Annotated in this window: 19 protein-coding genes; 12 read left to right on the top strand and 7 right to left on the bottom strand. The window is 62.5% G+C overall.

Features of this window, described 5'->3' with window-relative positions; genetic code table 11:
• Positions 1 to 358: 358 nt before the first annotated feature.
• From FAZ95_RS17620 to FAZ95_RS17590, 7 genes are all read left to right on the top strand, one after another.
• On the top strand, positions 359 to 673 hold the full coding sequence (locus tag FAZ95_RS17620) for a hypothetical protein (protein ID WP_137333621.1): 315 nt from the start codon (positions 359 to 361) through the stop codon (positions 671 to 673).
• Positions 674 to 907: 234 nt separating this feature from the next.
• Positions 908 to 4,597, top strand: a complete 3,690-nt coding sequence (locus FAZ95_RS17615) for a PAS domain S-box protein (protein WP_137333620.1) — start codon at positions 908 to 910, stop codon at positions 4,595 to 4,597.
• Positions 4,598 to 4,599: 2 nt separating this feature from the next.
• Positions 4,600 to 5,868 carry a response regulator gene (locus FAZ95_RS17610; RefSeq protein ID WP_137333619.1) on the top strand — a complete coding sequence of 423 codons (1,269 nt, stop codon included), beginning with the start codon at positions 4,600 to 4,602 and terminating at the stop codon, positions 5,866 to 5,868.
• Positions 5,865 to 7,097 carry an EAL domain-containing response regulator gene (locus tag FAZ95_RS17605; RefSeq protein ID WP_137333618.1) on the top strand — a complete coding sequence of 411 codons (1,233 nt, stop codon included), beginning with the start codon at positions 5,865 to 5,867 and terminating at the stop codon, positions 7,095 to 7,097. The genes FAZ95_RS17610 and FAZ95_RS17605 overlap by 4 nt, the downstream gene beginning before the upstream one ends.
• Before the next feature lie 148 nt (positions 7,098 to 7,245).
• Entirely contained in the window at positions 7,246 to 9,387 is a 2,142-nt protein-coding gene (locus FAZ95_RS17600; protein ID WP_137333617.1) for a sensor histidine kinase, read from the top strand.
• Positions 9,388 to 9,420: 33 nt separating this feature from the next.
• Complete coding sequence (locus tag FAZ95_RS17595) at positions 9,421 to 9,873, top strand: response regulator (RefSeq protein WP_137333616.1); 453 nt, start codon at positions 9,421 to 9,423, stop codon at positions 9,871 to 9,873.
• A complete protein-coding gene (locus FAZ95_RS17590; RefSeq protein WP_137333615.1) occupies positions 9,870 to 11,351 on the top strand; it encodes a hybrid sensor histidine kinase/response regulator in 1,482 nt (493 codons plus the stop codon). The genes FAZ95_RS17595 and FAZ95_RS17590 overlap by 4 nt, the downstream gene beginning before the upstream one ends.
• Positions 11,352 to 11,447: 96 nt before the next feature.
• On the opposite strand, the gene FAZ95_RS17585 is transcribed toward FAZ95_RS17590, so the two are convergent.
• Positions 11,448 to 11,939 carry a YajG family lipoprotein gene (locus tag FAZ95_RS17585; protein WP_137333614.1) on the bottom strand — a complete coding sequence of 164 codons (492 nt, stop codon included), beginning with the start codon at positions 11,937 to 11,939 and terminating at the stop codon, positions 11,448 to 11,450.
• A 478-nt stretch (positions 11,940 to 12,417) separates the two neighbouring features.
• Here FAZ95_RS17585 and FAZ95_RS17580 point away from each other — a divergent pair, with 478 nt between their 5' ends.
• Positions 12,418 to 13,179: a glycosyltransferase family 2 protein gene (locus FAZ95_RS17580; RefSeq protein ID WP_137333613.1), complete on the top strand. Its 762-nt coding sequence runs from the start codon at positions 12,418 to 12,420 to the stop codon at positions 13,177 to 13,179.
• 69 nt (positions 13,180 to 13,248) lie between these two features.
• On the opposite strand, the gene nudC is transcribed toward FAZ95_RS17580, so the two are convergent.
• The 4 genes from nudC to FAZ95_RS17560 form a co-directional block, all read right to left on the bottom strand.
• Entirely contained in the window at positions 13,249 to 14,193 is a 945-nt protein-coding gene (nudC, locus tag FAZ95_RS17575) for an NAD(+) diphosphatase (protein ID WP_137333612.1), read from the bottom strand.
• A 104-nt stretch (positions 14,194 to 14,297) separates the two neighbouring features.
• The gene (locus tag FAZ95_RS17570) at positions 14,298 to 15,545 is read right to left on the bottom strand and encodes an NAD(P)/FAD-dependent oxidoreductase (protein ID WP_137334612.1); all 1,248 of its coding nucleotides are present in this window, start codon (positions 15,543 to 15,545) and stop codon (positions 14,298 to 14,300) included.
• Positions 15,546 to 15,612: 67 nt separating this feature from the next.
• Positions 15,613 to 17,145 (bottom strand): amidase, encoded by a 1,533-nt coding sequence (locus FAZ95_RS17565; protein ID WP_137333611.1) that lies wholly within the window; start codon positions 17,143 to 17,145, stop codon positions 15,613 to 15,615.
• A 15-nt stretch (positions 17,146 to 17,160) separates the two neighbouring features.
• Positions 17,161 to 18,447: an MFS transporter gene (locus FAZ95_RS17560; RefSeq protein WP_137333610.1), complete on the bottom strand. Its 1,287-nt coding sequence runs from the start codon at positions 18,445 to 18,447 to the stop codon at positions 17,161 to 17,163.
• Between the two features lie 103 nt (positions 18,448 to 18,550).
• Between FAZ95_RS17560 and FAZ95_RS17555 the strand changes: the two genes are divergently transcribed.
• Positions 18,551 to 19,198, top strand: a complete 648-nt coding sequence (locus tag FAZ95_RS17555) for a helix-turn-helix domain-containing protein (RefSeq protein ID WP_137333609.1) — start codon at positions 18,551 to 18,553, stop codon at positions 19,196 to 19,198.
• A 37-nt stretch (positions 19,199 to 19,235) separates the two neighbouring features.
• Here the strand turns inward: FAZ95_RS17555 and FAZ95_RS17550 are convergent, their stop codons facing one another.
• Entirely contained in the window at positions 19,236 to 19,652 is a 417-nt protein-coding gene (locus tag FAZ95_RS17550; RefSeq protein ID WP_137334611.1) for a plastocyanin/azurin family copper-binding protein, read from the bottom strand.
• Positions 19,653 to 20,118: 466 nt separating this feature from the next.
• On the opposite strand from FAZ95_RS17550, the gene FAZ95_RS17545 reads away from it, so the two are divergent.
• Complete coding sequence (locus FAZ95_RS17545) at positions 20,119 to 21,201, top strand: TIGR03118 family protein (RefSeq protein WP_137333608.1); 1,083 nt, start codon at positions 20,119 to 20,121, stop codon at positions 21,199 to 21,201.
• 132 nt (positions 21,202 to 21,333) lie between these two features.
• Here FAZ95_RS17545 and FAZ95_RS17540 read toward each other — a convergent pair whose 3' ends face one another.
• Positions 21,334 to 21,624, bottom strand: a complete 291-nt coding sequence (locus FAZ95_RS17540) for a cytochrome c4 (protein WP_175425481.1) — start codon at positions 21,622 to 21,624, stop codon at positions 21,334 to 21,336.
• Positions 21,625 to 21,944: 320 nt separating this feature from the next.
• Between FAZ95_RS17540 and FAZ95_RS17535 the strand changes: the two genes are divergently transcribed.
• Entirely contained in the window at positions 21,945 to 22,439 is a 495-nt protein-coding gene (locus FAZ95_RS17535) for a DUF305 domain-containing protein (protein WP_137333607.1), read from the top strand.
• Positions 22,439 to 23,917, top strand: a complete 1,479-nt coding sequence (locus FAZ95_RS17530) for a YncE family protein (protein WP_137333606.1) — start codon at positions 22,439 to 22,441, stop codon at positions 23,915 to 23,917. Before FAZ95_RS17535 ends, FAZ95_RS17530 begins: the two co-directional genes overlap by 1 nt.
• The last annotated feature ends 4 nt before the right edge of the window (positions 23,918 to 23,921 follow it).

Genomic DNA, 23,921 nt, shown 5'->3' with positions numbered 1-23,921 from the left:
TTTCTACGGAGTGGGGGCGGACATCGTCCGCTGTCTTGTTGGCAACGGCAAGCGATAGTGCGACCAGCCAAAAGTTGTACGTGCTCTGCATGTAAGTTCGACCGCGAAAAAAATGCGCCGTGTCTGGTTATCGGCAGCGCTTTTTTATTATTTAGGCTGCGATCGATCGAAACTTCGTGCACGACCATCACGATGCAACGAACTGTTGCAAATTCTGAAACTTGAATGCGTTTGGATCGTCCTTATCTCGCAATTCTTTAACGCTGCTGGACTAGCTTTGACGGCGGCAGTCGCCTCATCGGCCGACCGCCTGTGGTCCGGTTGCCTTCATTGGGCGACAGCCTTTCGGAGCAATGGAATGCTGAGATACGCAAAATTCACTACGGCTGTTTTCGCGGCGGCGCTGCTCGGCGCATGCGCGAGCGGCCCGGTCATTACGCCCACGGGGCAGGCCAATACCTACGTGATCACCACTCAGGCTGCGGGAGGGTCGTTGGCGTGGGGCAGGGCCTGGAATCAGGCCAACGACCGCGCGGCTGAGTTCTGCAAGCAGCGCGGCATGCTGGCGTCGACCAAGTTGGCGAGCACGTCCGGCTTTGGCGCGATGGAGACGCATGAGGCGACGTTGACCTTCACCTGCCATCCGGACTGGGTGACCGCCGGCAAGAATTGATGGCGGCCGGGCAAGGGCGTGATTGAGCCATGCATCGGCGATTCCCGCGCTTGAGTTTCCCGCACCGCCCAAGCGTAGAGATCTCACAAGCAACAAACCGGCCATCCCGAGCTCCGGGCTGGTCGGGAAAAATACGTATGAAGAATAGACGGGCAGCGCCGATAATCCAGCCACGGCGCCCGCTCGTGCGTGCCGGCCTTTCGTTTCACGGCCTACGGGCCTGGAGCATGGCTTATGGACGTAACGCCAAACCCGTTGCCGCTCGTCAGGCGCGCAAGCCAGGCGTTCGCGATATTGCGGCGCCGCTTCGCCCGCATTCAGCTGGCGAGCCTGATCGTGATCGCGGCGCTTTGGATGGCGTTGGGCGCGCTGATTGCATGGGACGCCGGCAGCGAAATCCGAACGGCGCGTGCCGGCGCAACCGCGCTGGCCGATGCGCTGTCCGCCAACACAGCCCGCGTGCTGCGCGAAGCCGAGCAGGTGGCTGCGGTCGTCGCGATGCAGGTGCGCAACGACGGGGTCGCGATCCCGCTCGCTCAATTTGTCGACGAGGGCATTTTGAAGCTCGACGCGTTCGTGCAAGTCGGCGTGATCGACGCGCATGGCGTGCTGCGAGCCTCGACGCTTCCCGGCTTCAAGACGATCGATCTCTCCGGCCGGGAGAACTTCCGAATCCACTTGCACGACCCGAGCACGGCGCCGGTGGTCGGCAAGCCGCTGATCGGCCGCACTAGCGGGAAGGCGCAGTTCCAGCTGTCGCAGCGCATCGACGGCCGCGATGGCAGCTTTCTCGGCGTGGTGATCGTTTCGGTCGACCCCGCTTACTTCACCGAGCTCTACAAAGGGCTGCGCGTCGGCAGGAACGGGCTCGTTCTCGTGCTCGGCACGAACGATTTCATCGTCCGGGCAGGGGGGGCCGGCTCCAGCCGCGGCAACGCGTTCGGCGCGACGCTGCCGCCCGACGACGCCCTGCGCCGAGCGCTTCAGCAATCGCCGTCCGGCACGTTGCGCATGCGGTCGCTCGTCGACGGCGCCGACACCGTCATCGGCTATCAAACGCTCAAGGACTTTCCGCTCGCGGTGGCAGTCGGCTATTCGACCGATGAGTATCTGTCGGCATGGCGCACGCGAAGCGCTTTCCTGCTGGCCGCAGCCATCCTGCTCACCGCGCTGATCCTGATCACCGACCGCCGGACCTCGCGGCGAGCCGCGGCGCTCGTGGACAGCGAACGACGCTATCGCCAGTTGATCGAGCGCTCGCCCTACGCCGTCCTGGTACAGCGCGCCGACATCGTTACGTTTGCCAATCCGAAAGCCCTGTCTACGCTGGGTGCGACGTCCGAAGCCGAGTTGCTGGGCCAGCCGATCGCCCGCTTCGAGCATTTCGTGCATCTCGACCACCTCTCAAGCGTCGGCGGCCGGAGCAAGCCGAGGAGGCAAGCAGGCGCCGCAGCCGAAGCGCTGGAGCAAACGTGGGTTCGTCTGGATGGATCGAAAATCTTCGTGGAAGTGACGGCGGTCCCCTACGACGAGAACGGCGAGCCCGGCTCGATCGTGCTGCTGCACGACATGACCCGGCGCAAGCAGGCGGAGGCCCAGCGCGACCAGCTTTTCGAACTTTCTTTGGATCTCATCTGCATCACCTCGCCGGACGGCTACTTCACGCGCGTCAATCCGGCGTTTTCGGAGGTGCTGGGGTGGACCGCGGACGAGCTGCTGTCGCGTCCGTTCATCGATTTCGTCGTGCCGAGCGATCGGCAAGCCACGAGCCAGGCGATTCAAGAGCACCGTTCCGGAGCGCCGATCGAGCACCTGGAAGTCCGCTTCGTTTGCAAGGACGGCTCCGTTCGGTGGCTCGCCTGGAATGCCGTTGTCTTGCCCGACGGCACCGCCTATGCGACCGCGCGCGACGTGACGGAAAGGCGCAACGCCCAGCTGCAGATCGAGCAGGCGCGCTCGGACGCCGAAGCCGCGTCGCGCGCGAAGAGCGCCTTCCTCGCCATGATGAGTCACGAGATCCGCACGCCAATGAACGGCGTGATCGGCATGATCGAAGTGCTGACCCGCTCCGAGCTGTCCGGCGATCAGAAAGACATGGTCTGCACGATTCGCGATTCCGCGAACGCGCTGCTCAAGCTCATCGACGACATTCTCGACTTCTCCAAGATCGAGGCGGGCAAGCTGCAAGTCGAGTACGCGCCCCTGTCCGTGGAAGAGCTCATCGACGGCGTGTGCATGTCGCTCGCCACGGTCGCCGAGCAGCGCGCCGTCGCGCTGCGCACGTTCGTGTCGCCGGACCTGCCGGCCCTCGTCCTGTCGGACGACACGCGGCTGCGTCAGATCCTGTACAACCTCGTCGGCAATGCGATCAAGTTTTGCGGCAACCGCGCGAGCGACCGCGGCCAAGTCTGGGTTCAGGCACGGCTCGAGGCCGCGCCGCCCGAACTGCATTTCGAAGTGCGCGACAACGGCATCGGCATGTCGCCCGAGGCGCTCGCGAAATTGTTCCGCCCATTCAGCCAGGCCGAAGCGTCCACCACGAGACGCTTCGGCGGCACCGGCCTGGGCCTCGCGATCTGCCGACGGCTGGTGGACTTGATGAACGGCGACATTTCGGTGACGAGCCAACTCGGCAGCGGCTCCACCTTCATCGTGCGCTTGCCGCTGCTGCGCGCGCCGGAGCAGCCGGCGCGGCGGAATTTGCCGGATTTGAGCGGAGTCACGTGCTTCGTGGCCGCGTCGCCGGACTTCGAAAGCGCCGACATCGTCAGCTATCTGCAAAGCGCCGGCGCGGCGGCCAGCGTGCTGAGCGATCTCGATTTCGCGGGGCGCGAGTTGCCGGCCACGCGCGGGCCGGCCGTCCTCCTGCATGATGGCCGCGGCGGGAGCGTCGAGCCGGAATCGTTCGGCGTCGAGCTCGCGGCCCGGCCGTTCAGCCAAGTGCTGATCACGGCCGGGTACACGCTCGCGCCCGCCGCTCATGACGAGAACGTGATTGCCATCGGCAGGCAGGCATTGCGCCGCCGCACGCTGCTCGATGCGGTGGCGATGGCGAGCGGCGGGATGCTCTGGCACGCGGCCGGCAGCATGCCGGGCGAGCGCGGACGCAGCGCTCCGCCTGAGCCCGTGCGGCGGTCTCCGAATATCGCCGGCGCGATCATCCTTGTCGCGGAAGACGACGCGATCAACCGGAAGGTGATCTCGAGACAGCTTGCGCTGCTCGGTTATGCCGCTGAGATCGCGTCCCACGGCAAGGAAGCCTTGCGCATGTGGCAGCCAGGGCGCTACGCGTTGCTGCTGACCGACCTGCACATGCCGCACATGGACGGCTACCAGCTGGCTCAGGCCATCCGCGGCGAGGAGGAGCAGCATCAGCATCCGCGCCTGCCGATCGTCGCGCTCACCGCCAACGCCATTCAGGGAGAAGCCAACCGGGTCAGGCAACTGGGCTTCGACGGCTACCTGACCAAGCCGCTGAAGCTGAATCAGCTGCAGCAGGTCCTCGAGTGCTGGATCGTGCCGCCGGACGCGCTGCAGTCTCCGAGTGCGCCGTCGTCTTGCGTGGCGTCCGCGGCCTCGACGGTGGATCTCGGCGTCCTGAAGGGCATCGTGGGCGACGACGCCGAGATCGTCGGCGAGCTGCTGAAGGAGTATCTGGATTCCGCGGGCGGCCTGGCGGACGATCTTCGCCGGCACGCGCGGGACGCCTTGCCTCGTGAGGTCGCCGCCGTCGCGCACAAGCTCAAATCGTCGTCGCGCTCGATCGGCGCCCTGGGCTTCGGGGACCTTTGCGCCGAGCTCGAGACCGTCGCGAGACAAGGCGACGCCGAGCCCCTTTCCGAACTCGTTGCTCAGTTCGATACCGCCTTCAGCGGCGTGAGCGACGAGGTGCATCGGCTATTGCAAACCGTGACAGGAGCGTGACGATGAAAGCCAGTCCCTCGATCCTGGTGGCAACCCATGCGAGCGCCGACGCCGATCTGGTCGCGCGCCTGCTCGGCGACGAGTTCGACAATGTCCACACCTCGACGAAACCGGAATATGCGGTGTCGGACTTCGAGAAGCATCTGCCGTCGATCCTGATTCTGAGCTTCGATACGCTCGTGGAAGCCGAGCGGTACTACCTCGGCCTGTACCGGCTCAGCAAGGTCATCCCCACCGTCCCGCACAAGACGATCATCTTGTGCAACAAGGACGATCTGTGGCGCGTCTACGACCTGTGCAAGAAGCAGCAATTCGACGACTACGTGCTGTTCTGGCCGGCGACGAACGACGCGCCTCGGCTGCGAATGGCCGTGCATCACGCCGTGCGCTTGCTGGAGCCGCTCGCCCCCGATGCCGTAATGCCTGGGCAGCTGGCGGCCCAGGCGCGGCGCATGTCGGCGCTCGAACCGAAATTGGCCGAGTTCACGCGGCATTTCGCGCAGGAAATCGACAGCACGAGTGCCGCTGCGCGAGCCGCCGAGCGTGCGCTGGACGTCGCGTTCGGTCTGACGCCTGACGCCAGGAACGGATCGGCTCGCGGCGCCGGAGCGCTCGGCGAAGGCAACGGACTCGCCCCGAACGCCGACGAATTGCGGCGGCAGTTCCGCTCCGTGGGGGCGTCGGTCGAAGCGCTGCGCCGGGTCATCGGCGACTTGTCGAGCGCCATCGCGCCGCAACTCGAGGCGGCGCGCACGATGCGCGGGCTCGCCGAACGCATGCGCCCCGTGGTCCTCGCCGTGGACGACGACGACTTCCAGCGCAAGCTGCTGCACAAGCTGCTGTCCGGAGCCAAGGTCGATCTGGCGTGGGCGGCGAGCGGCACGGAAGCGCTCGCGATGATGTGGAAGCAGCGCCCCGATCTCGTGCTCATGGACGTGGAGCTGCCCGATCTGAACGGCGTCGAAGTCACGCGGCGGCTCAAGGCGGTCGAACAATTCGCCGAGATCCCCGTGATCATCACGACGGGACACAGTCAGAAGGCGATCGTGATGGAAAGCCTGACGGCCGGCGCCGCGGATTTTCTCGTCAAACCCTTCGATCGCGCGCATCTGCTCGACAAGCTCAGGACGTTCCTGCCCGGCAGCGTCGACGGATCGTCTCAGCCCGACGGCGGCATGACCGCCCGTCCGGACGCATCGGTGGCGCCGTTGCCGCGCCACGCCGAGGCGCGAGAGCCCGATAACGGCAACCCCAGCCGGCCGACAGCATGAACACGCCCGAGCGCACCACCAAGGTCCTCATCGTCGACGACGAGCCGTTCGCCTTGAAGCTGCTGTCGCGGCAACTCAATCAGCTCGGTTTCCAAGAGGTGTTTTCATGCGAGCGTGCGCAGGAGGCGCTCGCGATGCTCGAAGCGGGCGGCGAATCGATCGACCTGGTCTGCAGCGACCTGCAAATGCCGGAAATGGATGGCATCGAATTCGTGCGGCAGCTTGCGAAAGCGCGCTATGAAGGCACGCTCATGCTGGTGAGCGGCGAGAACCCGCGGCTCTTGAAAACCGCCGAGCGGCTCGCTTCGGCCCAAGGGCTGCGCGTGCTCGGATCGCTGACCAAGCCGCTGACGCAGGAACAGTTGCGGGAGTGCCTGAGCGGCGTCCCGCAAAGCGTGGGCAGGCAGGCGGAAAACAGCAGTGCGTTCGACTTCGAGCCGGAAGCCCTCAAAGCGGCCATTTCGAACGGCGAAATCGTCAACTACTACCAGCCCAAGGTCGCAACGGCAACGGGCGCCATCGTGGGGGCCGAGGCGCTCGTTCGCTGGCGGCATCCCAGGCTGGGCTTGATCGCACCCGCTTGCTTCATCGGCATGGCCGAGGAGCACGGGCTCATCGACGATCTGACGCAGGGCCTTCTCAAATCGGCGCTCGCTTGCGCGCGCGAGTGGAAGAAGCAGTTCTCGCCGTACTTCAAGATCGCCATCAATTGCTCGATGGACAGCGTGAAGACGCTGCATTTTCCGGAGGCGGTCGTGCGCATTGCGGAGGGCGCCGGCGCCGAGCTGTCCGACTTGGTCGTGGAAGTGACCGAAACGCGGTTCACGAGCGACCGCGTGGCGTCGCTCGATGTCTTGACGAGGCTGCGCCTGAAGGGGGCGAGCGTCTCGATGGACGAGTTCGGCACTCGCCAGTCCTCATTGGCGCAGCTTCGCGACGTGCCGTTCGACGAATTGAAGATCGACAGGAGCTTCGTGCAAGGCGCGCTGCGCGATGCGTCGCAGCGGGCGATCGTCGAGGCGAGCCTTGCCCTTGCCAATCGGCTCGGCATCCGAACGGTCGCGACCGGCGTCGAAAATGCGGAGGATTGGACGTTCGTTCGAACCACCTCGTGTGAAATCGCGCAGGGATTTTTCATCGCCCGGCCCATGCCGCCGGAGGACCTGCCGCGCTGGGCCGCGGACTGGCGGATTCGGCTGCCGGATCTCTTGGCGGAAGCCGCCATTTAGAACGGGGGGGGCCTGCGTCGAGACATCCTGCCAACAATGACAGTATCCGGCCGCGCGTGCCCGACCTAGCATCGAAGCTTGCCACGCACAACGCATCACGCACAACGCATGCGTCCGCCTGTAACGCCAGCTCTCGGGGGAAGTTGAGATGGCCATCGTCGTCAAGCGGCTGGGGAAAAATGCATCGCGCTGGATCGATATCGGCCTGTGGACCGCGGCCGCTCTATTGCTGCTGACCGCCGGCGTCGGCGCGCTCGGCACGGTGCGCCTCTACGACAGCGAGGCCGAGGCGTCCCGCTCGAACGAGGTCATCGCAGGTCTCGAACAGGTGCTCTCGCTGGCCAAGGATATGGAGACCGGTCAGCGCGGGTACGTCATCACCGGCCGGCCGAGCTACCTCGAACCCTACACGGCGGCGCTGCCGAATATCGGGCAGCAGTTCGATCGCCTGGCAGGGCTGCTGAGCGGCGATGCGCTTCAGCAGGTGCGTCTCACCGAGCTGCGCTCGCTGTTGGCGACGAAGCAGGCGGAGCTGGCGGCCGTCATCGCGGCCCGTCAAACGGGCGGTTTCGACGCCGCGCAAGCGATCGTGCTGAACGACACCGGCAAGGTCGTGATGGACCGTGCGCGCGTGGTTGCACACGACATGGAGCTGTCCGCCCGGCGCGAACTGGCCTTGCAGCGCGAGGCCGCCGTCAGGACACGCAACCTCGCGATCGCGACCGGGCTCGCGTCCGGTGCGCTGACGCTGTTGGTGTGCGTCTCGTTCGGATACGTGACACGGCGCATGCTGCTGTCCGAGGCGAGCGCCGCCGAAAATCTGTTCGAACAGAAAGAGCTGCTGCACGTGACGCTCGCCTCGATCGCCGACGGCGTCGTGGCAACGGACATCGACGGCCGCGTCACGTTTTTCAATCGCGTTGCGCAGGACCTCACCGGGTCGACGAGCGAAGCCGCGATGGGCCGGCCGATCGACGAGGTGCTGACTTTCCTGCAAGGGCCGAACCGGCAGCGGGCGGCCAATCCGGCGCTCGCCGCGCTCGAGGAGCAACGCGTCGTCGGTCTCGTGAACCACACCCTGCTGATCGGTCCCGACGGCAAGCAAACGCATGTGGAAGCGAGCGGCGCGCCGTGCTTCGACTCGACGGGCAAGCTGGTCGGCGCGGTCCAGGTGTTCAAGGACGTCACCGATCGCGAGCGTGCCGAGGAACGCTTCCGGCTCGCCGTGGAAGCCGCGCCCAACGCGATGATCATGGTGAATAGCGAAGGCCGCATCGTGCTGGTGAACTCGCAAGCCGAAAGAATGTTCGGCTATGCGCGCGAGGAACTGATGGGCCAGCGCATCGAGACGCTCGTGCCCGAGCGCTTCCGCGCTCAGCATCCCGCTTATCGCGGGGCATTCTTTCACGCCCCGCACAGCCGCCCGATGGGAGTCGGGCGCGACCTTTACGGCTTGCGCCGCGACGGCACCGAGATGCCGATTGAAATCGGCCTCAATCCGATCGAAACCTCGGAGGGCATGTTTGTCTTGAGCGCGATCGCCGATATCACCGAGCGAAAGCGCGCCGAGCTGGACCTGCGCAGGCGGACCGAGGAGCTGGCGCGTTCCAACGAGGATCTCGAGCAGTTCGCGTACGTGGCCTCGCATGACCTGCAAGAGCCGCTGCGCGCGGTGGCGGGGCCGTTGCAATTGCTGCAGCGCCGCTACCAGGGCCAGCTCGACACGCGGGCCGACGAGTTCATTGGGCACGCGGTGGACGGCGCCACGCGCATGCAGGCGCTCATCGACGACCTGCTCGTCTATTCGCGCGTGGGGCGGCCGGACGATGCGCGCCAGCCGACCGACTGCTCGCAGGTGCTCGATCAGGCGCTCAAGAACTTGAGTGCCTTGGTCCAGGAGTCCGGCGCCCGAGTGACCCGCGATGCGCTGCCTGTCGTCCGGGCCCTCCCGACCCAGCTGTTGCTGCTGTTTCAGAATTTGGTGGGCAACGCCATCAAGTTCCGGCGCCCGGACAGCCCTGTGCAAATCCACGTCGGCGCCCGCTCTCAGGACGACATGTGGCTGCTGTGGGTGAAGGACAACGGAATCGGCATCGATTCGCAATACTTCGAGCGGATCTTCCTGATCTTCCAGCGTCTGCATACCCGCCGCGAGTACCCCGGCACGGGGATCGGGCTCGCGCTATGCAAGCGCATCGTCGAGCAGCACGGCGGGCGGATCTGGGTCGAGTCCGGCCAGGGCGACGGGACGACATTCCTCTTTACGTTGCGCAGGGATTTCATGGAGTAGTCAGGATAACGACATAAATCTAAGGAGCAGCCGATGATCGTCGACGAATCCGGAAATTTGGTTCATATCCTCTTGGTGGAGGACAGTCCAACCGACGTCATGATGACGCGTGAAGCCATGGAGCACTACAAGGTGCTCAATCCGCTTCACGTCGTGGACGACGGGGTGGCGGCGATGGAATTCCTGCGGCGCGAGGGCCAGTATCGTTCGGCGCGCCGGCCGGGGCTGATCATTCTCGATCTCAATCTGCCGCGCAAGAGCGGCCGGGAAGTGCTCGAAGAGTTGAAGACCGATCCCGAGTACAAGAACATCCCCGTCGTCATCTTGACCACCTCGAAGGCGGAAGAGGACATCGCGCGATCTTACGGGCTCCATGCCAATTGCTACATCACCAAGCCCGTGGATTTCGAAAAGTTCATCGACGTCGTGCGGACCATCAACGACTTCTGGTTCGGCGTCGTCACACTGCCTCCGGATCAGCCTTGAGCACGCCCCGAACCCTCCGGATTCTGCTGGTCGAGGACAGTGTCACCGATGCTTTGCTGATCGGCGAGGCGCTCGCGGACGTAACGGATTTCGAGCACCAGCTGATTCGTGCCGAGCTGCTGTCGCAAGCTTTGGCGGAGGCGCAGGCGGCACACCTCGACGTCGTGCTGCTCGATCTGGGGCTGCCCGACGCGCAAGGCGTCGACACGTTCCGCACGTTTCGCCGGCACGCGCCCGAGGTGCCGGTGCTGGTGCTGACCGGGCTCGACAACATGTCGGTCGGTTTGCTGGCGATCCAGGAAGGCGCGCAGGACTATCTGCTCAAGAAGGAAATCCACGCGTCGCTGTTGGGCCGCGCGATTCGCTACGCGATCGAGCGGCACCGCGTGGCAGCGGCGCTGGCGGCGAGCGAAGAACGGTTTCAACTCGCCGTGAGCGGCGCCACGGCGGGCCTGTGGGATTGGAATCCGCAAACGGGCACGATGTACTTTTCGCCTCATTTCAAGGAAATCCTCGGCTACGAGGACCATGAAATGCCCAATGTGGCCCAAGCGCATCAGGACGCCATTCACCCGGACGACGTCGAATTGGTCGCGGCGAACCTGAAGGCGCATATGGAGCACAAACGCGACTACAACGTCGAATATCGGGTGCGCACCAAGTCGGGTGAATTCCACTGGATTCAGTCGCGCGGGCAGGCGCTACGGACGGTATCGGGCGAACCTTATCGCATCGTGGGCTGGATCATGGACGTCACCGATCGCAAGCGCGCCGACGAGGCATTGCGCAGCTCTCGCGAAGAACTGCAGCGCCTGTCCGCGAACATCCAGCACATCCGCGAAGAGGAAAAGACCCGCATTGCGCGCGAACTGCACGACGATCTCGGTCAGCAGCTGACCGCGCTGAAAATGGAAGTCATGTTTGCCGAGGACGAGCTCAAGCGTGCCGAAGCCGCTGCGTCGAGCGCGATCCTGCAGAACGTTTACGCGCTGATCGATCAGCTGGTTCACTCCGTGCGGCGAATCGCGACGGACCTTCGGCCCGTGATCCTCGACGATCTTGGCCTGATGCCGGCGATCGACTGGCTCGTCACGGAGTTCTCGGCACGCTACGACGTGCGCGTGACCACGCGCGTCGACGCGAACGACATCGCGTTCAGCCGGGACAGCGCAACAGAAGTGTTTCGCATGGTCCAAGAAGCGCTGACGAATATCGCGCGCCATTCGCGCGCCACCGAAGCGACGCTCGAGATCGTGCGCGACGATCCGCACTGCATCGTGCGGATCGCCGACAACGGCCGAGGAACGGCACGCGACGCGCGGCCGGGCCCGAATTCGTTCGGCTTGCTCGGGATGCGCGAGCGCGCCGCGCGGCTCGGGGGGCAGATCGGCATCCGCACGGCGCCCGGGGAGGGGTTTGGGTTGACGATCACCTTGCCGCTCGCGACCGTCGAGGCTCAATTGCTACCTAATTCTTGAAGCTGACTGAAAGGGCTTTCCCTGGTTTGAACTATCCGGAGGCCGGCTCATTTAACTTTGAATATTCTGGAGCGCCTCCGGAATCACAATGATTATTTATTGGCCGTTATGTGCATAGCCGTCCGCTGTGGTATCGACACTCACGCGAATGAGCACTCCGCTGGTTCCAGTGATACCGCCGCCCTGGAAGGTAAGAGAACCTTCTTTCTTGTAAAACGTTTCAACACGATAAGCGTCCTTTCCAAAATAAAACGGAATAAATGCCTTCCCCGTAGTGTAAGAGTGCGAGTCATTCGGAGCGCCGATCAAGTCTTCAACTTGCTTCTGCCCCATACCAATCCGAACTTTCGCAAATTTGCTGTTCTTCGCAGGTGTGCCGATAATTTCACCTTCGATTTTTCCGGCTTGGATTTTCTGGATGCTGCGGCCATCGGCGGTTGAAGTGGACTGCTGTACGTTTCCTGCTGTAGCTGATGTGGATGGCGAGGCCGTCGGCGTAGTCTGCGGTTGCGATGAAGTTTGTTGCAACGCCGAGCAGCCACACAGTGCGGCTGCAAGACCGATAGCGACGATATTTTTCGTATTCATGTGATTTCCAATTTTTATTATTGCAGCGTTTAACAGGATATTTCTTTACCCCAGATCCGCGAGGTGCCGGTTCAGCGAAAGCTCGAGTCGTGTTCGGCCGTGGTCCGCCGGAGGCTGGCGCGCTACCAGCCTACAAGTGATATCGGATTCAAAAAGAGAAAGCTTTAGATCTGCGCTCGACTTTCTTTCGTCCGAGTCGGGTCTTCGAAGACGGCTTTCAGGCCCGGAGCGTCTGCCGCCGCTTATGGCGTGGCGCTCGCGGATAGGACGCACTTGCCGGGTTCATTGCCGTAAGAGCGTCCAGCGGCGGTTCCACGTCTGACCGCAGACATTCAAGATTTCCTCGCAAATGCCGACAATATATTTGATGGACTATGGTTGCCCCAATAATTGGGAAATCGGTCGACAATATAACTCGACCGATTGCGGGGATTAAGTGGTGCCGCTTTATAAATAATGACGCTAGGATGATAAAAAGTTGACGCCACTCTCGGTATATATTCTCACTTACAATAGTGAACGGCACTTAGACAAGGTTCTGGCAGCTGCGAAGCGTATTGCGGACGATCTGTTGGTTGTAGATAGCGGCAGCAAAGACGCAACTTTAGCCATTGCTGCCAAACACGGGGCTAGAATAGCGCACCGGACCTTTGACAATTTTCGCGCGCAGAGACTCTTTGCCAACAGCTTATGCCTGCATCAGGCTGTGATGTTTTTTGATAGCGATGAGATCGCCAGCGAAGCACTGATAGATGAAATAACGGCGCTAAAAGCGTCCGGGTTTTCGCACGATGCGTACGTTGTTCGTCGCGATTGGATTGTAATGGGCACGCGTGTCCACGCTCTCATGCCGATTGGTTGCCCTGACTATCCAATTCGGATATGTCACCGAGATAAAACCGATTTTACGGAACACAGCGTGCATGAAACGCCTATTGGCTATGAGAGTGTTGGCCGCGTGGAATCCCCCATGGTCCACCATACTTTTGAGACCAAATCCGAGTTAATGCGTAAGCTTGATTTTTACACCGATCTGGCCGCAACCGATTTGCTGGCCAGACGGAAGTGGATCGGTTTGCTTTTATTAAAGCAATGGACCAGTCCCGTTGGCGCGTTCGTAAAATGGTATGTTCGCAGTGGAAATTGGCGCGACGGTCGGGTGGGATTGGCACTGGGGCTGTACGCCCTCAAATACACACATCGTAAATATCGCAAAGCGATTCTGTTGACCAATTCCTGAGTCATTCAGACCCGATCGAACATCGGCTGGCCAAGGAAGGCGGTCCGCATCGTTGTCGACTTTCCGTGGTCAGCTACGCAATATTGAGGGACCTTGCGCAACATACGCCTGCAGCAAATGATGGGCGATGGCGAATGGCTTGGGCGCGGAAAGTCCGCTCGCATGCGTGCCAGCGAGCATCGCCGCGACTTCGGAGCGGGAGAACCAGCGGGCGTCTTCGAGTTCCGTGGTATCGACGACGATTTCCGTATCGCTCGCCTGAGCGAAGCAGCCGATCATGAGCGACGAAGGAAACGGCCACGGTTGCGACGCGAAGTAGACGACCTGTGAGCACTTCACTCGAGCTTCCTCGAGCACCTCGCGGCGCACCGCGTCTTCCACCGTCTCGCCTGGCTCGACGAAGCCCGCGAGCGCCGAGTACATCCCAGGGGCGAATTGGCGTTGACGTCCGAGCAGGCAGCGCTCGCCGTCAATCCCCAGCATGATCACGACCGGGTCGACCCGCGGAAAGTGGCGGGCGCCACAGGCATCGCAGATTCGCTGCCAGCCGGCCGCCGTGACGCGGCTCATGGAGCCGCAGTTGGCGCAGAAGGAATGGCGGCGATGCCAGTCGAGCATCGACTTCGCCTGGCCCAGCATTCCCAGGACCGCAGGGGAGACGAGCCCTTGCAGTGCGATCGAGCGCAGGTCGACCCGATGGTGGACCGTGCCTGGCGATGGGTCCGCCAGTTCGAGGCCGAGCTTGAAACCGAGCGCGAAACGTCCGCTGCCATCGCTTTCCTGCCCGAGGAAGACGCTGTGAAGCGGTTCGCCGAAAGTGGCCGCTTCGCTCGCCAGGAACCACGCGTCGTGCTCACTGCCGCGTTTGAGCAAGGGGATATCGGCTTCGAACACGAGAAAGCGCGCGGACGGGGCGCCGCGGAGAGACTCGATGAAGGCGTGATCGTCGCGTCTTTCGGAGCGGCGATCGAGCGGGTTGTCGTTAAAGCCGATGGATGCGGAAGATGCAGTCATCACCAAGGTGGCGTTGCGGATAGACGTGACGTGAAAGTATGGCACGACATTCTGTCAGGTGCCGCGAGTCTCAAACACGCTATCGCGACTGGACTTATCCGAATTCACCGCAGCGGCGGCAAAAAGCGATCCACCCTGAACGGCCGCGTATCGACAAGGGTGTCCTCGCCCGCCATCATCTCCGCGATCAGCCGTCCTGTCACCGGACCCAGCGTCAGTCCGTGATGCGCATGACCAAACGCGAACCACAAATCCTTGTGATCGGGCGCCGGGCCGATGATCGGCAGCATGTCGGCCGTACATGGGCGCCGGCCCATCCACGCTTCGGCGTCCAGACGCCCGGCCAACGGAAACAGCGTACGGGCAACGGGCTCGACAGCAGCAAGCTGAATGGGCGTCTTGGGTGCGTCGTGCCGCGCGATTTCGGCGCCGGTCGTCAGCCGGATACCTTTGGTCATCGGCACCAGCATGTAGCCGCGTTCGACATCGAGGACCGGATGATTCAGCCGCGTGCCCGGCTGCGCGCCATAGTGCATGTGATACCCGCGCTTGGCGCCGAGCGGCAGCCGATAGCCCAGCCGTGAACTCACCTGATCCGACCACGGACCCAACGCGACCACCGCCGACGCCGCCGTGAGCGTGCCCGCAGCCGTATCCACTTGCCAATGATCGCGCAGCGAATTCGCGTCGCCGATGAAAAAAAGCCCGCCGAGCTGTGCGAAGTATTTTGCGTAGGCCGTGACAAGCGCGTTCGGATCGCTGACGGAATCGGACGCCGTGTAGCGCAATGCGCCAATCAGGCTGCGGTCGAGGTCGGGCTCCATCTGTTGCAGGCGGGCGGCGTCGAGCGATTCGTATTCGACGCCGTATTCGCGATGCCACTGCTCAGCCAGTTGCGTTTCGCTGTCGCGAACCGCAACGGTGCGAAACACCTTCATCCAGCCGATCGGGCGCAATAACTCGCTCGCTCCGGCTGCGGCGGCCAGCACGCGGTGCTCGCTCACGCAATGCCGGATCAGCGTCGAATAGGATCTCGCGATTGCCGCATGCTTCACGGGATGAGAATTACGCCAGTATTGCCACAGAAACGGCGCGGACTTGAGCATGGCATTGGGGTGGTACCGAACGTCCGGCGAGCGGTTGCGCGCATAGCGCATCAACGTACCGAGTTCGCGAGGAAACGCATACGGATAGACGCCTTCGCGCTGAATCAATCCCGCGTTGCCAAGCGAAGTTTCGTTGCCGGGCGGCTTGCGGTCGACCAGCGCGACCCGGTAGCCGCGTTTCTGCAGATGGACGGCGACGCACACGCCGACGATGCCCGCACCCAGTACGACGGTATCGAATTTCATCATGTTCGCGAACTCACTGGCTGATTCTAATGACTACGCCGGCAGTGCCGTCACGGCGACCTCGACTTTAGACCGTTGAAGTGCCGGCGCCATTCGAGCCGGACTCGTCGAAAAGAGGCGGTGCCGTCACGATCGACTTCAGCGACGGGTCCGGTTGCGTGAGCTTCGAAAGATCGGGTCGCGGGCGGCGCAATACCGGCGATTGATCGAAAACCTGTTCCATTGCGTGCGCGACAGCGAGCGTTTTGCGGTCGCCATGAAACGGGCCGACGATCTGCAAGCCGAACGGCATGCCCGCATGGTCGACGCCGCAGGGCAGCGACACGGCCGGATGCGTCGTCAGCGTGACGACGTAAGTCAGCGCGAGCCAGCGGTAGTAATTGTCCTGCTCGCGTCCGCCGATTTGCGCCGCGTACAGGTGTTGCCACGGAAACGGCGAGACCGGCGTGGTCGGCGAGAGAATCACGTCGTATGGGGCGAACGCGCTCTGAAAGCGTTTGAAAATGCGGGTCTGCTCGGCTTGTGCCCACGCGCTGTCGGCGAGGCTCATGCTCGCGCCCAGCTCGTAGTTCGCGCGCGCGTTCGGGCCGAGCTGGTCCGGGTCGCGTCTGTAGGCATCGTGCAGACCGGCGACGAAGCTCTCGGCGCGGATCACGTCGAAGCAGCGGTGCACATCCCCGAGATCGAAGTCGATCGGCTCGCACGAACGGAACGACGGCGCAATCAGCGCGATGCGCTCGCGGAACACCTTGCGGATCTCGTCGTCCACGTCGCAACTGCCGAAGTCTTCGGTCCAGCCGACTCGCAGCGAGCCGAGGTCGATATCGTCGGGCCGCGCGAAGCTCAGCGGATCGGCGCGAAAGCTGAGCGGATCGCCCGCGGAGAGGCCCGCTGTGGCGGCAAGCTGCAGGCAGGCATCGGCAACGGTGCGGCCCATCGGCCCGACCACCGAGATCGGCGTCCAGCCGACCAGCTTGCGCGAGTTCGGCACGAGGCCGGGCGTCGGACGAAAGCCCACCACGCCGCATTTCGACGCCGGAATGCGCAGCGACCCGCCGGTGTCGGAGCCGGTGCAGACCGGCAGCATGTCGCACGCGAGCGCAGCGGCCGAGCCGCCCGACGAGCCGCCTGCATTCAACGCCGGGTTGAACGGATTGCCCGTTGCGCCCCAAACCGGGTTGCGCGTGTTCGCGCCCGCGCCGTGTTCCGGCACGTTGGTCTTGGCCGTGACGATCGCACCGGCGGCGCGCAGGCGTTCCACCAGGACCACGTCGCGCGCGGGGACATTGCCGCGCGACATCGGCGAGCCATAGGTCGTCAGGAGACCTGCGGTATTTTCCAGATCCTTCACGCCGAGCGGCAAGCCGTGCAAGAGCCCGAGCGCTTCGCCATCGAATACCTGCTTTTCGGCGCGCTTCGCGGCTTCTCTCGCGGCCTTGAAATCCGTCGCCGTCACCGCGTTCACCGCGGGATTGATCGCCTCGATGCGCGCGATGCAGGCATCGAGCAGCTCGACCGGCGAGATATCTTTTGCACCAATCATCCGGCGCAGTTCGACGGCGCTGCGGCCGACCAGTTCGTTATCGTTGTCTTGACTCATTGGGTCCTCGGTTCATCAGGGGAGCGCTTCGCCCGTACGGTCCTTCAGCCAGATCACCGGCACCAGCGAGATGGCGCACGCAGCGGCTACGTACCAGGCCGGCGCGAGCGGGTTGCCGGTCTGCGCGACCAGCCAGCCTGCGATAAACGGCGAAAAGCCGCCGAAGAACGACGCGCTCACCACGTAGGTCAGCGCGATACCGGTTGCGCGGACATGCTTCGGGAAGAGTTCCGGGATCATCACGAGCACCGGCACGATCTGTCCGACGACGAACACCGCGAGCACGGCGGAGACGATGCACAGGGCGGTCATCGACGGATGTGCGCTGAGAAAGGCGAACGCGGGATAGACGAGCAGCAGCATGACGATGCGTGAAATGACCAGCACACGCTTGCGGCTGAAGCGGTCCGCGAGCATGCCCGCCAGCGGCGCCGCGGCGAACAGCACGAGCGAGCTGACAATCCCCGACACGACGGCGGCGGTGGACGAAAGATGCAGCGAGCGCACCGCATGGCTCGGCAGAAAAAATGCCGTGACGTAGACGGATACCGAGCCGCCCAGTTCGGCGAAGGTGCCGAGAATGGTCAGATTCAGATGGGTGGTCAGCGCCGCTTTCAACGCACCGCGCGGCGGTGCCTCGCCGGGTTTGCGCTCGGCGAGCGTTTCTTCGAGCCGCTTGCGGATCAGCATGCCGGCCGGCGCGGCGACGATGCCGAGCAGGAACGGAACACGCCACCCCCATTCGAGAATCGCCTGCTTGGGCAACGTGGTGTTGATCAACGTGGCGACGAGCGAGCCGAGCACGAGGCCGGCCGCCGTGGCCGCGAAGTTCCAACTGGCGAAGTAGGCGCGCGTGCTGTCGGTCGCGTATTCGACCAACAGCGTGGTGCCGGGGCCGAATTCGCCACCCGCCGCGAAACCCTGGATCAGGCGCGCGGTCAGCACGATCAACGGCGCGGCGAGTCCGGCGACCGCGTAGGTCGGCGCACAGGCGATCATGGCGCAACTCAGCGCCATCAGCATGATGGTGAGGACCATCGCTTTCTTGCGCCCGGCGCGGTCCGCATAGGCTCCGATCACGATGCCGCCGAGCGGCCGCACCACGAAACCCACGCCGAACACACCAATCGACAGCAGGAACTGGTTGACGGGCGTTGCGCCCGGAAAGAACAACTGGCCGATCTGGATGGCGAAAAAGCTGTAGATCGTGAAGTCGTAGAATTCGAGCGCCGTGCCGATCGTCGTGGCGGTAATGACGTGGGTTTTCGTCAGGCCGGACTTACTGAAAGCAAGCGTAGACACGATAGGGTTCCCACAGGAGAAAGGTGGAATCGGCGTGAGTTATCATATACGAGAAAAAAATAAATTCTCGTAAGTGAGAAAATTTCCCGTGGAAGTGAGTGAGATGGTCAAAGCAGTGACGAAAGATCCGGTCGCGAACGCGCACGAGGCAGCGCCCGTGCTCGACCACAAACTGGTGGGCGGGCATTTGCGGCAGGCGCGCAAGGCGCGCGGGCTGACGCTCACGGAGCTGTCGGAGCGCTCCGGCATTGCGGTGTCGACGATCTCGAAGGCCGAGCGTGGCGATATCGCGCTGACCTACGACAAGTTCGCGGCGCTCGCGCACTCGCTCGACCTGGAGTTCGACGCCATTTTCGGGAGGCGCCGCAAGCCGGCGACCGGCGCAATGAAACCGTCGTTCACGGCGTCGGGCAAGCAGGAGATTTACGACACGCCGAACTACGAGTACGGCATGCTTGCCAACAATCTGACCGGCAAGCGCATGGTGCCGATGCGCGCGCACATCCGCGCGCGCGCTGTGTCGGACTTTCCCGAGTACATCCGCCATTCAGGCGAGGAGTTCGTGTTCCTGCTGAGCGGCAAGCTCGAATTGCGCTTCGAGAATGGCAAGGCGTTCAGGCTGACGCCCGGCGACAGCCTGTATTTCGACAGCTCGGTCGGGCATGTTTACCTGAGCCTCAGCAAGGACGATGCGGAGGTGTTGGTTTGCTGCGTGGATACGGATGAGTATCGGCCGAGTGGTGCGATCTGACCGGCTGTCTCGGCCGGTGGCGGCAGAATAGCGCCAATCACGGTGTGACAATCAGCGAGGTATGCATCCCCATCGAATAGTGTCCAGTCTTGTTGCAGACGAGCACGTAGTGACCGGGAAGGAGCGTGATCGTCAGGCGCCGACTCTTGCCGGGAGCAACATCCTCGACTTCGCCCATCTTTCGGAATTTTTGTTCAGGCACCTGGCCCTTGTGTACTGGAAGTGCGTCATCGGCGACGGGCGTCTTTAACACGACGAGCTCGTGGACCATGTTGTTATCGGCGACGTTATGGACATCGAACGTCACTGCCCCCGCTTTTACTTGGCTCGGGTCCAGGTGAATCGAGTTCGACAACAGCGTCGCTTTTATGAGCTGTTGCGCATTGCTGTAACCCGAAGAGACGCCGAGCATAACCGCACTGACGAGAATGATCATGCGACGAACACGACCCATGGCAGCACCTTTCATTGAAGTGGTCACGTTCTGCCTTCGACTTATCGTGCACAACGGTACGCGCTTCCATGCATACGCGAGTAACAGCGTTGCGCGGGCAGCTTTGAACGTGAATTCCATTCCGTCTAAACGAGTGGGGCGTGTGACTTATTCCGAGTCCATTGAAGGCGAACCACGACTTGTCGCTGCTGATAAAACATCAATACAGCGGCTACCTGGTTGGTGAGCCTGGAGAGTCCATGGTTGCGCGTAGGACGTCAACTGCCCGCGCCGAGAGCAGAGCCGGCGTGGAATAAAGCGCACTGCGGATCGTTTATGACTTGCCGCAGTTTGAGACAGAATCTTCGGCGGCGCTGCGTATTGCCTCGCTGTCCTTGCGACGGAATCGTCGCCGTCGGGGAATAACGCGCCGGCGCCAATCGTTTAGTGCGTGCGACCGGCATGCCGCGATGCAGGAGGTGGCAGGATGAAATCAGTAGCTACGGTATTTGGCCTGATTGCTGGGGGCGTCGCGCTGGCGACGATCGCTGCGTGCGGCGGTGGCAGCTCCTCTACCCCAACGTTGTTCACGGAGACTGCGCTGGTTTCCGATGGCGCGGTGCCCGCCGCGCACACTGATCCGAACCTGCAGAATTCGTGGGGCATTGCATTCAACCCGGCAGGCTTTTTTTGGGTTGCAGACAATGGCACGTCGGTTGCGACACTGTATGACGGCAACGGTGTGCCCCAAACGCTCGTGGTCACCATTCCGCCGGGCATTGGCGGACCCGCGGACCCTACCGGCATTGTGTTCAACGGCACCCAGGGCTTCAGCGTCAGTCAGGGCGGCAAGACCGGTGTTCCGGCGTTCATCTTCGACGGCGAGGGTGGCACGATCACGGCGTGGTCGCCAGCGGTCAACCCGACCGTGGCAATCATTGCATACGACGACGGCAGTGGCGGCGCAGTCTACAAAGGCCTCGCGCTGGCGGCTAACGGGGGGGCGAACTTTCTTTATGCGACCGATTTCCATAACAACAAGATAGACGTGTTCGACACCAACTTTGCAAAAGTCGCGATGCCTGGGAAATTTCAAGATCCGTCATTGCCCGCGGGCTTCGCTCCGTTCGGCATTCAGTTGATTGGGTCGAAGCTCTTCGTAACCTACGCGATGCAGAATGCCGCGAAGCATGACGACGTCGCTGGTGCAGGACTGGGGTTCGTCGACGTCTACGACACGGCCGGAAATCTGCTTCAGCATTTTGTGTCCGGCGGTCATTTGAATGCGCCATGGGGGATCGCGCAGGCGCCAGGCAATTTCGGCAACCTTAGCGGGGACATCCTGATCGGCAACTTCGGCGATGGGCTGATCAACGTGTTCAACTCGGTGAACGGCGCGTTCATTACGAGCGTCACGCTGTCCAACAACACGGTGTTCAAGCAAGATGGGCTTTGGGGTATTGCCTTTGGCAATGGGCTCCAAAACCAGCCCACGAACACGTTGTTTTTTGCCGCGGGTCCGAATCAGGAAGCGGATGGTGTCTTTGGTCGCCTCGATTTGAAAATGTGAGGAGACGTGCTCCTTCTCACGATCAGCGTTTAGCGAGTGTTGCGCCGCCAGGGTTGATCCGCTTATCCGTCGCGGATCAACCATGGGTCTTGGCCGCCGGGTCGCAGTGACTCGGCGTCATCTTCATCGTTGTCATGGTGGCGAGGACGCTTCGAGAAATGCCGCTCCTGCGCGGCTGTCATCTTCGCCGCGTGCGCCATGACAGGCACTGCATGACGGCACGCCCTTGTCCGGTATGCCGGAGATGAATATTTTTCTGCCATCGTCAACCAGAAGACGATCGCCCGGTACGCCCACGGGTGGTGTCCGGCTCGAAAAGTATGCGGCAAGCTCGTCGATCTGCGCGTCGCTCAGATGCGTAAAGCCCCACATGAACCGTTTCGCATCCGGGTCCGACCGGATGTAGCCGTTCAGCTTGAACATTCGCCCATAGGGAGTCAGTTCAGGAAACTGTCCACCGGCGTGACAAGCCACGCAGCTTTGGCCCGTTTGACGTGGGAATATAGGGAGCGCCCGAACGGAAGAGGCGTGCAGCAGGCAGAGAGCCGCGACTGCGAGGATCCAACTGCGTAGAAGCCGGCGACGCGCACGGAAGACCCTAGTCATGCCATCGTCTCCTCCGGCCCGCTGGGCGCTCGGCTCCGCAGTTGTTCTAAAAATAAAGTGCGCGGTGGTCGGAATAACCTCGCATCCGTCGTGTTCACCCCAACGAGACACGCGTTACCCACAAGAGGAGAATCATCGTGCGAGCTCAATTTCCTTGTAGCGCCCGAACAATTCTGAGCGTGGTCATTGTCCTTGCGATCTCGGCACTTTGCGATTCGCCTGCCTTCAGTGCGGATTTGCAGACCGATAGTTCCGGCGAAGCGCCGTTCGTGGCGGAGAACGATAGGGCCATGACACGGATGATGGAAGACATGGCCGTGAAGCCGACAGGCGACGTCGATCGCGATTTCGTTGCCATGATGGTGCCGCACCACCAAGGCGCCATCGATATGGCACAGGCCGAATTGCGCTATGGACACAACGAGCAACTGCGCCGCATCGCACAAGAGATCGTAGTCGAACAACAGCAGGAAATTGCCGCCATGCGGCTCGCGCTTGGTCAGTCATTGCCGCCATCGGCACCCGCTCCCGACCAGCAGAAACCCGTGTCCGTCCCGGCTGCCCACTCCGACCCGACGTCCCATCGTGGCATGCAAATGAACATGCCGACCCACACGCAAGAGGAGAAGTGATGAAGCGCAAGTCCATTTTTAACATCGTGTTGTCGGCGGCCGCACTGGCTACTGCGCAACTTGTTTGGGCCGGGCAAGCCCCCGGATCGCTGGCCGATCCTGACATTCCCGTGAGCCACCACGATCGCGTTTATGCTGCCGAGCAATTTTCGAACACGGTGTCGGTGATCGACCCGGCCGAAAACAAACTGGTCGGCCTGATTCGCCTCGGCGACCCGGCGCCGGGCAATTTCAGCCCGTTGTACAAGGGCCAGTTGCTCGTGCATGGTATGGGTTATTCACCGGACCATCGCACGTTAGCGGTTGTCTCCATCGGATCGAACTCGGTGTCGTTTATCGATACGCAAACGAACACGGTCAAGCATGTCACGTACGTAGGCCGATCACCTCATGAAGCGTTCTTTACGCCCGATGGAAGGGAAGTCTGGGTGACCGTGCGCGGCGAAAACTATGTCGACGTACTCGACGGGAAGACGTACGAGGAAATCACCCGCATCACCGTCCCGGCCGGCCCCGGCATGCAGATCTTTTCACCGGATGGAAAGTATGGCTATGTCTGCTCGTCTTTCAACCCGGAGACCGAGGTGGTTTCCGTGGCCGACCACAAGATCGTCGGCACGGTCAAGCAGGCAAGCCCCTTCTGCCCGGATCTCGCCGCGACGCCCGACGGCAAGCAAGTCTGGTTCACGCTCAAGGACGTGGGTAAGGTCCAGGTGTTCGATGCGAGGCCGCCATTCGCGCTGATCAAGACACTCGACACGGGCCCGATCACCAATCACGTGAACATCGTGCATAACGCCAAGGGCATGTTCGCGTACGTGACGGTCGGTGGCCTGAATGTCGTCAAGGTGTTCCGAACCGACGACTTTTCTCAGGTCGCGACAGTTCCGGTCGGTAACCTGCCGCATGGGCTCTGGCCGTCGGGTGACGGTAGCCGCATCTACATCGGTCTCGAGAATGCCGACGCGATGACGGCTATCGATACGCTGAGCAACAAGGTCATCGCAACCGTGCCCATCGGGCAGGCGCCGCAGGCTGTCACCTACGTGCCGAACGCGGTGCCGGAAGGCGATGGCACGCAGAACCTGCAGACACTCGGCCTGGCTGGCCAGACTGCTCACATTGTATTAGTGCCTGTGGGGTCGGGCGAGTCGACAGACGCCGCACATGCACCTACGACGGTCGCGTTGTTTGATCAGGGTCTCGTGCAGGTCCTTCAGGCAGCCGTCACTGGCTTGCAACCGAAGCAGCCCTATGTGCTGGGCCTTGCCGATAATCCCGACGGCACCGGCAACGTGCAAATTCTCGCGAACTTCATGACCAATCCGGCGGGCTCCGCGATTGTCAATGCGCTTGGTCAGATTCGCCAACTGGTCACACCGGACGCGAACACCTCCGGTGACAAGCGTCGCTATCTCGTGATCGCGCCGCAGGCGTCAGGCAAGCCGGGGACACCGGTACAGGTGCAGTCGTTGTAAAAGT

The sequence above is a fragment of the Trinickia violacea genome (assembly GCF_005280735.1).
In the GTDB taxonomy this organism is placed as follows: domain Bacteria; phylum Pseudomonadota; class Gammaproteobacteria; order Burkholderiales; family Burkholderiaceae; genus Trinickia_A; species Trinickia_A violacea.
The sequence above is the reverse complement of the archived record's forward strand: the minus strand, read 5'-3'. Positions and strand labels throughout refer to the sequence as shown.

Bases quoted from the DNA above. Each gene is read 5' to 3' on its own strand.
- FAZ95_RS17620 (WP_137333621.1), top strand. From the start codon at position 359: ATGCTGAGATACGCAAAATTCACTACGGCTGTTTTCGCGGCGGCGCTG.
- FAZ95_RS17555 (WP_137333609.1), top strand. From the start codon at position 18,551: ATGGTCAAAGCAGTGACGAAAGATCCGGTCGCGAACGCGCACGAGGCA.
- FAZ95_RS17545 (WP_137333608.1), top strand. From the start codon at position 20,119: ATGAAATCAGTAGCTACGGTATTTGGCCTGATTGCTGGGGGCGTCGCG.
- FAZ95_RS17595 (WP_137333616.1), top strand. From the start codon at position 9,421: ATGATCGTCGACGAATCCGGAAATTTGGTTCATATCCTCTTGGTGGAG.
- FAZ95_RS17570 (WP_137334612.1), bottom strand. From the start codon at position 15,545: ATGAAATTCGATACCGTCGTACTGGGTGCGGGCATCGTCGGCGTGTGC.
- FAZ95_RS17600 (WP_137333617.1), top strand. From the start codon at position 7,246: ATGGCCATCGTCGTCAAGCGGCTGGGGAAAAATGCATCGCGCTGGATC.
- FAZ95_RS17615 (WP_137333620.1), top strand. From the start codon at position 908: ATGGACGTAACGCCAAACCCGTTGCCGCTCGTCAGGCGCGCAAGCCAG.
- FAZ95_RS17550 (WP_137334611.1), bottom strand. From the start codon at position 19,652: ATGGGTCGTGTTCGTCGCATGATCATTCTCGTCAGTGCGGTTATGCTC.
- FAZ95_RS17585 (WP_137333614.1), bottom strand. From the start codon at position 11,939: ATGAATACGAAAAATATCGTCGCTATCGGTCTTGCAGCCGCACTGTGT.
- FAZ95_RS17610 (WP_137333619.1), top strand. From the start codon at position 4,600: ATGAAAGCCAGTCCCTCGATCCTGGTGGCAACCCATGCGAGCGCCGAC.
- FAZ95_RS17540 (WP_175425481.1), bottom strand. From the start codon at position 21,624: ATGTTCAAGCTGAACGGCTACATCCGGTCGGACCCGGATGCGAAACGG.
- FAZ95_RS17565 (WP_137333611.1), bottom strand. From the start codon at position 17,145: ATGAGTCAAGACAACGATAACGAACTGGTCGGCCGCAGCGCCGTCGAA.
- FAZ95_RS17605 (WP_137333618.1), top strand. From the start codon at position 5,865: ATGAACACGCCCGAGCGCACCACCAAGGTCCTCATCGTCGACGACGAG.
- nudC (WP_137333612.1), bottom strand. From the start codon at position 14,193: ATGACTGCATCTTCCGCATCCATCGGCTTTAACGACAACCCGCTCGAT.
- FAZ95_RS17530 (WP_137333606.1), top strand. From the start codon at position 22,439: ATGAAGCGCAAGTCCATTTTTAACATCGTGTTGTCGGCGGCCGCACTG.